General features: G+C 58.6%; 12 protein-coding genes and 1 pseudogene. 6 read left to right on the forward strand and 7 right to left on the reverse strand.

Features of this window, described 5'->3' with window-relative positions; all coding sequences use genetic code 11:
- The first annotated feature begins 214 nt into the window (after positions 1–214).
- On the forward strand, positions 215–1,543 hold the full coding sequence (locus tag BS630_RS22025; protein WP_077979043.1) for a UDP-glucose dehydrogenase family protein: 1,329 nt from the start codon (positions 215–217) through the stop codon (positions 1,541–1,543).
- A gap of 116 nt (positions 1,544–1,659) precedes the next feature.
- Here the strand turns inward: BS630_RS22025 and BS630_RS22030 are convergent, their stop codons facing one another.
- Positions 1,660–2,451: a metallophosphoesterase gene (locus BS630_RS22030; RefSeq protein ID WP_077979044.1), complete on the reverse strand. Its 792-nt coding sequence runs from the start codon at positions 2,449–2,451 to the stop codon at positions 1,660–1,662.
- 125 nt (positions 2,452–2,576) lie between these two features.
- Positions 2,577–2,764 (reverse strand): annotated as a pseudogene (locus BS630_RS38070) (TolC family protein); the annotation flags it as partial.
- Between the two features lie 358 nt (positions 2,765–3,122).
- On the opposite strand from BS630_RS38070, the gene BS630_RS22040 reads away from it, so the two are divergent.
- Complete coding sequence (locus tag BS630_RS22040) at positions 3,123–3,365, forward strand: KTSC domain-containing protein (protein WP_077979045.1); 243 nt, start codon at positions 3,123–3,125, stop codon at positions 3,363–3,365.
- A 104-nt stretch (positions 3,366–3,469) separates the two neighbouring features.
- Here BS630_RS22040 and BS630_RS22045 read toward each other — a convergent pair whose 3' ends face one another.
- From BS630_RS22045 to ung, 3 genes are all read right to left on the reverse strand, one after another.
- Positions 3,470–4,075, reverse strand: coding sequence for an alpha/beta hydrolase (locus BS630_RS22045; RefSeq protein ID WP_077979046.1), 606 nt, complete (start codon positions 4,073–4,075; stop codon positions 3,470–3,472).
- Between the two features lie 11 nt (positions 4,076–4,086).
- A complete protein-coding gene (locus BS630_RS22050) occupies positions 4,087–5,019 on the reverse strand; it encodes a VOC family protein (RefSeq protein ID WP_077979047.1) in 933 nt (310 codons plus the stop codon).
- Between the two features lie 135 nt (positions 5,020–5,154).
- Positions 5,155–5,856: a uracil-DNA glycosylase gene (gene ung / locus BS630_RS22055; protein ID WP_077979048.1), complete on the reverse strand. Its 702-nt coding sequence runs from the start codon at positions 5,854–5,856 to the stop codon at positions 5,155–5,157.
- Between the two features lie 239 nt (positions 5,857–6,095).
- On the opposite strand from ung, the gene BS630_RS22060 reads away from it, so the two are divergent.
- The 3 genes from BS630_RS22060 (at position 6,096) to BS630_RS22070 (ending at position 9,412) form a co-directional block, all read left to right on the forward strand.
- Positions 6,096–7,520 (forward strand): phosphomannomutase, encoded by a 1,425-nt coding sequence (locus BS630_RS22060; RefSeq protein ID WP_077979049.1) that lies wholly within the window; start codon positions 6,096–6,098, stop codon positions 7,518–7,520.
- A gap of 40 nt (positions 7,521–7,560) precedes the next feature.
- Positions 7,561–8,988, forward strand: a complete 1,428-nt coding sequence (locus tag BS630_RS22065) for a mannose-1-phosphate guanylyltransferase/mannose-6-phosphate isomerase (protein WP_017961681.1) — start codon at positions 7,561–7,563, stop codon at positions 8,986–8,988.
- A 118-nt stretch (positions 8,989–9,106) separates the two neighbouring features.
- Positions 9,107–9,412 (forward strand): hypothetical protein, encoded by a 306-nt coding sequence (locus BS630_RS22070; RefSeq protein ID WP_026158824.1) that lies wholly within the window; start codon positions 9,107–9,109, stop codon positions 9,410–9,412.
- Between the two features lie 37 nt (positions 9,413–9,449).
- Here the strand turns inward: BS630_RS22070 and BS630_RS22075 are convergent, their stop codons facing one another.
- Positions 9,450–10,406, reverse strand: coding sequence for an endonuclease/exonuclease/phosphatase family protein (locus tag BS630_RS22075; RefSeq protein ID WP_077979050.1), 957 nt, complete (start codon positions 10,404–10,406; stop codon positions 9,450–9,452).
- A 281-nt stretch (positions 10,407–10,687) separates the two neighbouring features.
- Here BS630_RS22075 and BS630_RS22080 point away from each other — a divergent pair, with 281 nt between their 5' ends.
- Positions 10,688–11,704, forward strand: a complete 1,017-nt coding sequence (locus BS630_RS22080; protein WP_077979051.1) for an NAD-dependent epimerase/dehydratase family protein — start codon at positions 10,688–10,690, stop codon at positions 11,702–11,704.
- A gap of 45 nt (positions 11,705–11,749) precedes the next feature.
- On the opposite strand, the gene BS630_RS22085 is transcribed toward BS630_RS22080, so the two are convergent.
- The gene (locus BS630_RS22085) at positions 11,750–12,064 is read right to left on the reverse strand and encodes a hypothetical protein (RefSeq protein ID WP_077979052.1); all 315 of its coding nucleotides are present in this window, start codon (positions 12,062–12,064) and stop codon (positions 11,750–11,752) included.
- Positions 12,065–12,505 lie beyond the last annotated feature (441 nt).

Consider the following 12,505-nt stretch of genomic DNA (forward strand, 5'->3'; position numbering starts at 1 on the left):
TGCTCTGACGAGCCGCTCGACTTGTCATATCGCCCACACAAACCTATGTTTGGGCTGTCGACGGGGCAGCGCGCGGCAAGTTGCGGTGCCCGGAGTTCGATTTCCGATGTGGGTTTCAGGCGATCTTCGGTATTGTCTTTTCGTCCAGATTAACTATGACGAACGTCATGCTGCGACGCAGCATGACGTTCTACTCTAATGATTTGAGGGAAATATGCGCATCACGATGATTGGATCAGGCTATGTCGGCCTCGTTTCAGGCGTTTGCTTTGCGGATTTCGGCCACGACGTCATCTGCGTGGACAAGGATCTGAGTAAGATCGAAGCCCTTCGCGAAGGCCGCATTCCGATCTACGAGCCGGGCCTGGAGCAATTGGTCGCGGAAAATACCAGCACCGGCCGGCTATCGTTTTCGACGGATGTCGGCGAAAGCGTCCGCAGCGCCGATGTCGTGTTCATCGCAGTCGGCACGCCGTCCAGGCGCGGCGACGGCCACGCAGACCTTTCCTATGTCTACGCCGCGGCACGCGAGATTGCCACCTATGTGGAAGGCTTCACCGTTATCGTCACCAAGTCGACGGTGCCGGTCGGCACCGGAGACGAGGTCGAGCGCATCATGCGCGAAACCAATCCTGCGGCGGATGTCGCCGTCGTTTCCAATCCGGAATTCCTGCGTGAAGGTGCGGCGATCGAAGACTTCAAGCGTCCCGACCGTATCGTCGTCGGCCTGAACGACGACCGGGCTCGCGAAACCATGACCGAGGTCTACCGCCCGCTCTATCTCAACCAGGCCCCCTTGGTCTTCACCACCCGCCGCACCTCGGAACTGATCAAATATGCGGCCAATGCCTTTCTCGCGATGAAGATCACCTTCATCAACGAGATTGCCGATCTCTGCGAACGGGTCGACGCTAACGTCCAGGACGTTTCGCGCGGAATCGGTCTCGACGGCCGTATCGGCTCCAAGTTCCTGCATGCCGGCCCGGGTTACGGCGGTTCGTGCTTCCCCAAGGATACGCTTGCCCTTGCCAAGACGGCGCAGGATTACGACGCGCCGATGCGTCTCATCGAGACGACGATCTCGATCAATGACAACCGCAAGCGGGCGATGGGACGCAAAGTCATTTCGGCCGTCGGTGGAGACATTCGCGGCAAGAAGATCGCGATCCTCGGCCTGACCTTCAAGCCGAACACCGACGATATGCGCGACAGCCCGGCGATCGCAGTCATCCAGACCCTGCAGGACAACGGCGCGCAAGTGGTCGGCTACGATCCCGAGGGCATGGAAAACGCCCGCAAGGTGATCGAGAACATCGAATATGCGAGCGGTCCCTATGAAGCGGCCGCTGGTGCGGATGCGCTTGTCATCGTCACCGAATGGAACCAGTTCCGCGCGCTCGATTTCAATCGCCTGAAGCAGTCGATGCGCGCTCCGATCCTGGTCGATCTGCGCAATATCTACCGCAGCGACGAGGTTCGCAAACACGGCTTTACCTATACCGGCATCGGCACCAACTTTTATCAGGAAGCGACCGGCGCCTGAGATAGCCTCCTGAACATCTGATCGTCCTGACGCCGCGGAGCATAATCCGCGGCGTTTGGTTTTGAGCATGACGCCGAAAATTGTAGGCGTTTTCGGACGACACCATGCTCGCCGATTTAAAGAATTCCGACCCGCGTCCCCTTTATCGTCAGCACGGTCAGCCGGCCCGTCGCCGAAACTGCGGTGTCGATACCGATGCGCTGCGGACCGAATGTCGGGATTCGCGCCGGGGTGTGCCCATGAATCACCAGGACAGGAAGCTGCGGCCCTTCATCCAGAAAGGGCTGACGGATCCACATAAGGTCGCTGTCTTTCTGCCTCTTGAGCTCGACGCCCGGCTGGATGCCCGCATGAACAAAGAGGATCCTTCCCATCCGCAGCATGACCGGCAGCGATTCCAGAAATTGGATATGCCGCTCGGGTATCATGTTGCGAATGACGCGGGCGATTGTTTCGCTTCCAGCCGCCGACTGCAGCAGATGCTCGATATCGATACCGTAAGAGTGCAGCGTCTCCGTTCCGGCAAAGCCGAGCCATTCGAGAATGCGCGCCGGTTTGCGATAGAGCTTCACCAGCTCCGCGTCATGATTGCCGCACAGGACGAAACGTTGAAACCCCGGCGGCGGGGTCTTGCTCAGGAACTCCAACACCGCGCTCGAATCCGGCCCGCGATCGACATAATCGCCGAGCATGACGATGAGTTTCGGCCCCGGAATGCGGGCGGCATCCTCCTCGATGCGGCGATGTGCCTCGACGAGTTCTTTATAACATCCGTGAACATCGCTCATCGCGTAGACCGCAGCGAATTCGCCTTCGGCAAATGTCAGCCGAGCGCGTCTTTTACGGTTGCCAGCCAGTATCGGTATCTGTTGTCGCCACGGCGCTAGATAGTTAAACATGGAACCCATTTATGAGACCCGACCGAATGGCGGTTTGCGGAAATAATCCATCTCTTATCCATCGCTGAAACGGCATGAGGCTCAGTGTTCATAAGAATTTGGCCTGATCGCGGCCCCACCGAAGTTGTAACCGAACCAATTGCCACATTCAGAGTGACATAGTCCTTCGCCATTTGCTGCACCGCCTGCGCCAGGTTGGCCTGACTGGTCGCGGCCGAACGCTCGCATCCAGCACATCAAGCAAGGATGATTGTCCATCCTTGTAGCTCCCGATTGAAAGCGCAAGAGTCTCCTGCGTGGTCTTCACCTGAGCACGCAGCGCCTGCGACTCGGCAACGCCGATATCGGCCGTTGCAGCGGCGAGGTCACGCTCCGCCTTGCGGATGTAATCATTCATACTTCGGAGGGTGCTGCGGTTAATAATACGCTATAGTTTGCGATATGATGGTTAATCCGGCGTTAAGCCGGCGATTATTGTGTTTCTCGCGACATTCTCGGCTAATATTCCCCAAATGGAGAAGCCACAGGTATCGGATTTCCACAGGCCACACCTTCGAAAAAGCTGCAAAAATCAACTATAACGAGAGCCATCAGGAAAAAATGAACGTTAAAGAAGATGACGCTTGACGCCCCCGCAGCGCAGCATAATGATGGCACGTTGCGAGTGTGAATGACATTTCTTGATCAGGAATCTCAGATCCAAAATTGCGGGGTGCAAAGTGGAAACTGCGGTTGATTCGAAACTTATCGAGGCGATTGCCTACGACGAAGACAGCCGGCATCTACGGGTCTATCTGACCAACGGTCAAAGGCGAGAATATGAAGGCGTCCCCAAGGGCGTCGTCGTCGGGTTGACGATGGCGGAATCACCGGGAAATTTCTACATGAAGGCAATCAGGGGCAAATATCCTCCTCGCCCCTAATGTCCTATCGATCACGACGATAGGCTCCTTGTTTCAGCAAAGATGCGGGACCGGCATTCGCCGGTCCCGCAAACCAGTCTCCCGCCGACCGATGGTGCGCGCCGTCAATAACCGCCGAGAAAATCGCGGACCGCATTGATCTCGAGCGGCGCAATCTCGTGACCGCCGGGATGCCAGACCACCCTGATCTCCGCCCCTCGGTTTTTCAGATGTTCGGACAGCGCCTCGGTCATGGAGATGGGCGCGATAGGATCCCGTTGCCCGGCCGTCATCAGCACCTTTCTTCCCGCCAGCGTCGACTGGGCTTCGGGTTGAAACGGAATGAGCGGGTGCATCAGAACCGCGGCATCGAAGATACCCTTCTCGATCAGGACATTGGCAAGAATATTTGCGCCGTTCGAAAAACCCAGGCCGAGAATATGGGAAGCCCGGTACTCGTCAGCGAATGCCTTGATGTAGGCGGCCATCTTCTCCGTCGCGCGTGAGAGATCGGGCATGTCGTAGACCCCCTCCCCGGTGCGGCGAAAGAACCGCGCCGCGCCAAGTTCGGAAACATCGCCGCGCGGCGAGAGAATCGTTGCTTCAGGCAGCAGGCGCCGACCGAAGTCGAAGAACTGGTTCTCGTCGCCGCCGGTGCCGTGCAGCACCAGCAGGATGGGTTTATCAGGTGCACCGGCATGCAGCCGGTGCACATATCCGGTTTCGGTCATATCGCCTCTCCTCACACTTCGAGCGGCTGCAGATGCTGCTCGAGCAGCGCGCGAAGATGGGCGTGCTGCTGCGGCAGTTTCAGGGCTTCGCCAAGATGAGCCGTGTCCTCGTCGCGGTCGAAGCCGGGCTCATTGGTCGCGACCTCGAACAGCACGCCCCCCGGCGTGCGGAAATAGATCGCCGAGAAATAATCGCGGTCGATCACCGGCGTGACCTGATAGCCGGTGTCCATCAGCGCCTTGCGCACTTCGAGTTGCTTCTCGCGGTTTTCGACGGCGAAGGCGACATGGTGGACGGAGCCGGCACCCGGAAGGGCACGGGCAATGTTCGGCATGGTCTCGAGATCGATGAGATGCGCGCCATTGCCGGAGGGCTTGATCAGCCGCTTGACGCCGTCCCTTTCCTCGGCGACCTCGTAACCCATGAACTTCAAGAGTTCGGCCGTAGCGCCTTCGTCCCTCAGCCGCATGGCGACGGAGTGGAAGCCGTAAATGGCATGGTCTTCGCTGACGCCGCCATGTGTCCAGGCCTGGCGGGCGTCATCCTTGACCTCGACGAGCGCGAAGCCATCGCCATCCGGGCCGGAGAAGTTCAGCCGTTTTTCGCCGAAACTTTCCTCGGCCTTCAGGCCACCGACACCAAGCGCGGCAAAGCGATCGCTCCAGAAGCCGAGCGAGCCCTGTGGAACGGAAAATACCGTCGTGCCGACTTCGCCGGTACCGGGACGGCCCTGCGCCATCTTCGGGAACGGGAAATAGGTCATGACCGTGCCGGGCGCACCAGTCTCGTCACCATAATAGAGGTGATAGACATCGGGCGCGTCGAAATTCACCGTCTTCTTGACGCGTCGCAGGCCGAGCGCAGTAGTGAAAAACTGGTTGTTGGTGCGGGCATCCTGCGCCATCGACGTGACGTGGTGCAGACCCTTGATCTGATCGAGCATGTCAAACCCCTTTCATGCCCGCCGTTGCGGGCTTTCGATGAGGCTAAGATGCGCGCTGAAACTCCCGTAGAACAGACCCGTAGACCAAAACGCATTGTCTTCTTTTAGTGAACGAACGCCAAAGTCCGTTCACATCTACGCCCCATGGGGATCGGCCGGCAATTGCCAGTCGATCGGCGCACGTCCGCGCGACTGCAGGAACGTATTCGCCTTCGAAAAATGCCCGCAGCCAAAAAAACCGTTATGGGCCGAAAGCGGCGAGGGATGCGGCGCCCGGAGCACGAGATGCCGCGTCGTATCGACAAAGGCGGCCTTGCGTTGGGCATAGGAACCCCACAGCATGAAGACCACGGATTCGCATTCATCGTTGACCTTGCGGATGACGGCGTCGGTGAAGCGTTCCCACCCCTTGCCCTGATGAGCAGCCGCCTGCCCTTCCTCGACGGTCAGCACGCTGTTTAGTAGGAGTACGCCCTGCTTTGCCCAATGTTCGAGAAAACCGTGACGTGCCGGCGCGATGCCAAGATCCGTCTCCATCTCCTTGTAGATATTGACCAGGGAGGGCGGTATGCGCACGCCGGGCCGGACACTGAAACACAGTCCATGGGCTTGCCCGAGTCCATGATACGGGTCCTGGCCGAGGATGACGGCCTTGACGTTGGAGATCGGCGTCAGATCGAGGGCGCGGAAATATTCGCTGCCCTTGGGGAAAATCCGCTTGCCGACCTGCTTCTGCGCGACGAGGAAGGATTTGAGCTGTTGCATATAGGGGCTTGAAAACTCCCCCTCCAGCGCGGCTTTCCAGCTCTCCTCGAGACTGACGGATGTATCGCTCATCTAGGAAAATCCTTCGCATATGACGAAACAACGGACACACGGTTCTAACAAGATCGATCTACGCTGCAATGCCTGCCGGCGCGGCAATGGGTCTACACCTCCAGAATTCGGTGAGATAAGATTGCAAGAGGCTATCCGAGGCACCGTCGTCCGTATTTAACTATATGATGGCTTTGGTATTTACGCCGGCAGGCGGCCTGAGTAGAACTTTGATCGTGAAATCGGAGCCATGTCTTCCCATGAAATTCGGCACGAGCGGCCTTCGCGGACTTTCAGTCGACCTCAAGGGACGCGCCTCCGCCCTCTACGCCACCGCATTCGGCAAATATCTGCTGCAGACCGGCAAGGCGCGGGCCGGCGACGTCATTCTAATCGGCCGCGATTTTCGCGATTCAAGCCCTGAAATCTCCGGGAATTGTGCCGGTGCGCTTGCCGCGCTCGGCTTCCGGATATTCGACTGCGGCACCGTCCCCACACCCGCCCTTGCCCTCTATGGCCTCGAGAGCAACGCCGCCTGCCTGATGGTTACCGGCTCGCATATTCCGGCGGACCGCAACGGCATCAAATTCTATCGCCCGGATGGTGAGATCGACAAATCGGACGAGGCTGCTATCACCGCATTGGCGGCCGAGATCGAGCGAACCGGTGAAGCGGTGACGCAGGCGCCAGCCGGGACGGAGGAGCATGAAGCGATCTGCCGGCAGCTCTTTTTCGAACGCAATGCAGCCCTGCTTCCGCAGGGCGCGCTGTCCGGCATGAAGATCGGTGTCTACCAGCACAGCAGCGTCGCCCGCGATCTGTTGGTTGATGTTCTCGCCCATTACGGCGCCGAGATCACCGCTCTTGGACGTTCGGAGAGTTTCATTCCCGTCGACACCGAAGCCGTTTCCGACGAGACGATCACGCTGATGAAGCGCTGGGTGTCCGAGCACAAGTTCGATGCGATCGTCTCGACCGATGGCGACGGCGACCGCCCGCTGGTCGCAGACGAAACCGGCACGCCGTTGCGCGGTGACCTTCTCGGCCTTGTGGCAGCCAATTTCCTCGGTGCCGGCACGGTGGTGACACCGGTTACCTCCAATTCCGGCATCGAGGCCGCGGGCTCTTTCGCCGTCCGGCGCACCCGCGTCGGCTCACCCTTCGTCATTTCAGGCATGGAAGAGGCCGTGGCGGCCGGCGAAGATCATGTCATGGGCTTTGAAGCCAATGGCGGCCTGCTGACTGCAACCCCTTTCAATATCAACGACAGAGCCGTGCGCGCCTTGCCGACGCGCGATTGTTTTATCCCGATGCTCGCGATCCTGTCGCTCGCCGCCACCCGCAAGCAGCCGCTTTCGGCCGTAGCCGCCTCCTATCGCCTGCCCTTTGCCGCCGCCGACCGCCTGGAGAATTTTCCACTGGAGACGAGTGCCGCGCTGATGGAGCATCTGCGCGCTTCGGACGAAAATCTCTCGGCTTTCCTGCAGCCGATCGGCGAGGTAGCGACGAAATCCGACATCGACGGACTTCGGGTGACGCTGAGGGATGGCGGCATCATTCATTTCCGCCCGTCCGGCAATGCGCCGGAAATGCGTTGCTACACGGAGGCCGGCAGCGAAGCTGCAGCCCTGGAGCTGCTGAATACAGGGCTCAATCGAATAACAGACTGGGCAGGCGCCCGCTAACATGCGACGAACAAGCCGTTTATTTTCAAGGAACCCGCCTATGACGCAGAAAATCGTTCCCGTGATCATGGCCGGCGGCAAAGGCACGCGGCTCTGGCCGCTTTCCCGTGCCACCGCACCGAAACAATTCATCCAATTCGTCGGCGACAAGACGCTGTTTCAGGAAACCCTCGAACGCGTTTCCAATCCGGAGCTCTATGAAGCCCCGATCGTTGTCACCAATGAGGAATTCCGCTTCCTGGTCGCCGAGCAGGCCCGTGCGCTCGCCGTCCCACTCGCTGCCGTGCTGCTCGAACCGGTCGCCCGCAACACTGCCGCGGCAGTGGCCGCCGCTGCAACGCTCGCTGGCGAGCTGTTCGGCAAGGGCACTATTATCCAGATGCTCGCCTCGGATCACGAGATCCTTGCCGATGAGAGCTATTTCGATTGCATCCGCATCGCCCGCGATGCCGCTGCCGAAGGCAGCCTCGTCACTTTCGGCATCAACCCCACGGAGCCGGCGACAGGCTACGGCTATATCGAGATCGGCGACGCGCTCAAAAACGGTGCGCACAAGGTCAAGCGCTTTATCGAAAAGCCGGCACTCGAGAAGGCCGAGCAGATGCTCGCCGACGGCGGCTTCTACTGGAACTCGGGCATCTTCATGTTCCCGGTGACGGAACTCATCGCCGAACTGCAGGAATATGCGCCCGATGTGCTGAAGGCGGCCAGCAAGGCCGTTTCGAAGGCAAGCCGCGACCTTGATTTTACCCGCCTCGACGCCGACCATTTCGCCAAGAGCCCCGATATCTCCATCGACTATGCGATCATGGAAAAGACCTCCAAGGCCGCCGTCGTCCCCTCGCCGTTCAAATGGTCGGACATGGGAAGCTGGGATGCCGTCTGGAAATCAGGCGCACGCGACAACAACGGCAATGTCGCCGCTGCAAACACCACCGTCGTCAATACCCGCAACTCGCTCGTCATGACCCATGGCGTGCATCTTGCCGTCCAGGGCATGGAGGATGTCGCCGTCATCGCCAGCGAGGACGCCGTCTATGTCGGGCCGCTTAAAGACAGCCAGAATGTTGGACAATTGGTTAAAATGCTGGCCTCGTCTTCCACTACTGCGAAATTCGCCGAAACCCATCCGACATCCTATCGCCCGTGGGGCGGCTATACCTCCATCTTCAACGGCGATCGCTTCCAGGTGAAGCGCATCTTCGTCACGCCGGGCAAGAAGCTTTCGCTGCAAAAACACCACCATCGCTCCGAACACTGGATCGTCGTCAAGGGAACGGCTGAGGTGACGGTCGGCGAGAACGTGCGTATGCTGCGCGAGAACGAAAGCGTCTACATTCCGCTGGGCGAAGTCCACCGCCTCGCCAACCCCGGCAAGATTCTTCTCGAGCTCATCGAGGTTCAGACGGGCTCCTACCTCGGCGAGGACGACATCATTCGTATCGTCGATGAGTTTGGAAGGACGTAAAATCGCAGCCGGAGCGATGGTCGGGCCTTTTCGGCGCGACCATCCTCGCTGTTGAATTTCCTCTTGGGGTTCTCGTAGAATGGATGTACCGACAGACATGACCGGAGATATCCCCCTGATGCGTACCTTGCCCGTCCTCGCCGGATTTCTTGCAATTATGGTGCCAGGAATGGCGTTTGCCGAAACGGCAAGCATGCGAACCGCAAGCGAGTCGGAAATTCGCCAGCACCTGCCCGGTACGTCCGAACTGAAAGAAAGCAAGAACGGCTACGAATATCGCGACGGCAATAAGAATGGCTACAAGATAACCAATGGCCAGGTGTGCGTCCTGTTTCCCAGCAAGAAGACCGATTGCGTCAACGTGAAGACCGACGGCAAGAGGTTTCAAATGATCGACAAAAAAGGCGGCCGAACCAGATTCTGATCTGTAGCCCCGGCAGGATTTTCTTGCGCAGGTAAAGTCATTTTGCCGTTGAAGTTCCGCCGTCCTTGTCGAGAGCGAAGTCGGCGATCAAGCCCGAATGGTTCGAGCCGAGATTGTCGTCGAGACGTTTCAGCGATGTCAGATGAAGCGGCGCGCGTGCAAATACGTGGTCGATGGCGATCCCCAGCGCGCCGGCGCCGATCGGCCATGTTGCCGGTTCTGGCGTGATCGTTTTCAGCTTCTGCTCGCGCAGGAAAGCTTGGATGCTCGGGGCGATCGCCGAGGAGTTGAAATCGCCTGACAGCACCAGCGGGCCGTCGATCGAGCCAAGCGCGTTGCCGAGATCTTCCAATTCAGCCATCTGGAAATCGTCGAAATATGGTTTGGTCAGGTGCGCCGAAACGAGATTGATAGTTTCGCCGCCGAAGTCGACGCTTGCTACGACCAGCCTGTTTTTTCGAAGACTGCCCATGCTCGCGACCTGCCGGCTGACAAAGGGGCGTTTGGACAGCACCAGCGTATCGCATGTATCCTTCCCGGCATCGCAGCCGATATGGTAGGGATAGGTCTTGAACAATTGCTGCAGGTGAAACGTCAGCGGCTTGGCTTCGAGCAGATTAACGACGTCGGCATTCGACGCGATCACCATGTCGGTGATTTCAGTCGAGTTTTTCCAGTTGTCGATCGCGATGTTGAACGACATCAGACGAAAAAGCGGCGGCCTGTCGGCGCCTCTGTCGTCCTGCGAGAACTCGCGCAGCATGATGACGCCGTGAGCGATGAGAAGAAGCGAGGCAAGCAGAAGGATAAAGCCGTAAATCTGCCTTTTGATAGTCAGAACGACGAGACTGGCGGCGACGAACACGACGCCGAGGTGAAATTGAAAGCTGTAGACGAAGGACAGAAGCCAGAAGTTCGTGACATAGCGTAACGACACGATGGCGATGGCAACGGTCAGAAACGCGCAGAGAATCCAATAAATTATATCTCTCATCGATCCTGACCTGCTTGCAGACGACCGGCCGGCCATAACATGCAAGCCACCATGTTGCAATGCAGCATAACGGCCGGGGAGTTGCGGCTGACCGACAGACGATATCGATGGTCCCGCCCTCATCCGGCAAGGCAACAGCGGACAGTCCGCCGCGGTAGAGACGGTGCTGTGGCCTTCTCGTTCAAAGACCTATCGACTCGGCCTATTTTTATCTTGTAAGTGGGGTCACTTGATACGGAATCGGCTCTTTGCCGTCGGCAGGAAGTCGAGAAAAGGTGGGAATGCGCTACTTCATTACAGGGACTGCCGGCTTTATCGGTTTTCATCTGGCCAGGCGCCTGCTGCAAGAGGGGCATGACGTCACAGGCTTCGACGGCCTGACTCCCTATTACAACGTCAAGCTCAAGGAGATGCGCCATGCGGCACTCTCCCAGTTTCCGGCCTTCAAACCCGTCATATCAATGCTCGAGGACCGGCCGGCGCTGGAAGCGGCTGTTCTGGCGGCCAAGCCCGACATCCTGATTCACCTCGCCGCACAGGCCGGCGTGCGCTACAGCCTGGAAAATCCCGAAGCCTATCTTCGTTCGAACGTCGAAGGCTCGTGGAACATCATGGAAATCGCGCGGCGCGTCGAAATCCGCCATCTGATGCTGGCCTCGACATCATCGATCTATGGCGCCAATGCGACCGTCCCTTTTCGCGAGACCGATCGCGCCGACGAGCCGCTGACCATCTATGCGGCGACGAAGAAATCGATGGAACTGATGGCGCACAGCTATGCCCATCTTCACAAAATTCCGACCACGGCTTTTCGTTTTTTCACCGTTTATGGCCCGTGGGGCCGGCCCGACATGGCGCTGTTCAAATTTACCAAGAACATGCTTGAAGGCCAGCCGATAGAAATCTATGGCGAAGGCAATATGAGCCGTGACTTCACGTATATAGACGATCTCATCGAGGCGATCGTCAGGCTATCGGCGGTCGTCCCGTCCGAGGAAAATCGCCTCGAAAACACGGCTGTCGAAACGCTCTCGCGCCAAGCGCCCTTCCGTGTGGTCAATATTGGCGGAGGCCAGCCGGTCAGCCTGATGGATTTCGTCGAAACGGTGGAAAAGGCGCTCGGCCGTCCTGCCATTCGCAAGATGCTGGCAATGCAGAAGGGTGACGTGCCGCGCACCTTCGCAGCTCCCGATCTGTTGGTCGCGCTGACCGGATACAAGCCGGATACGACCCTGGATGTCGGCGTCAAGGCCTTCGTCGACTGGTATCTCGACGTACGCAGCGAACTCGGCGCATAGATCAGCATAATTCTAGGTCGGATCGACCTAGAATCTAGTCAGGTGTCAGCGCAGAAACGCAACCGCTTGTACGGCATCGACCGCCGTCGAAAACACATAGTCGACGACAACGGTGAGGCTCCGCGAATAGGTCTTGAGCCGGTAGCCCTCGCCCTCGATCGCAGCGGGGCTGCGCAGGACGAACGGAACGCCAGGGCGCACGAAACCGGCGCGGGTCGTCAACGGAACCTCGGGCGAATGGCCGATGGCGGAGGTGTACATCAGGTCGCGGGCAAGGCTGGCGGGGCCGACGGCGAATGCCGGGTCGGCAGCGGCAGTGATGGTCAGGGTCAAGGCGATGGCGGCAAGAGGTCTGTGCATGTTGAAGTCCCCGTTTGCGGATCAGCGGGCGTTCGGTTTGCCCGGCTCCAAACGATCGACGCGTCTGTCCACGCTTCGGTCGCTTTCATGAGACCACTCTACACATCAGTATTTTCAGGGCTTTTAAGCAGATCGGTCAAATTTTACGAAATTTGACTTTCTGTCCGGAAGGCTCGCGAGCGCATAAGGAAATACGTCCCGGCCGCGGGCGGGAATGCAACATCGGCAATGACCTGGACGCTGTATCGCAGTCTACAAAATACGATCCAGCTTCTTGTTGATATGCAGGTTCGGCATCACTCCCGCGCTTTGCGCGGCATGATAGGATTCGCGGGCCGCATCGAACGAGATCGACCACATGATGGCGCTAAGCAGCAGCGCGATAATATAAATCTGAATACGCATCGAACCGGAGATACGGAAAGAGCAAGGCAGTTTTGT

The organism is Rhizobium laguerreae (assembly GCF_002008165.1).
Lineage (GTDB): Bacteria > Pseudomonadota > Alphaproteobacteria > Rhizobiales > Rhizobiaceae > Rhizobium > Rhizobium laguerreae.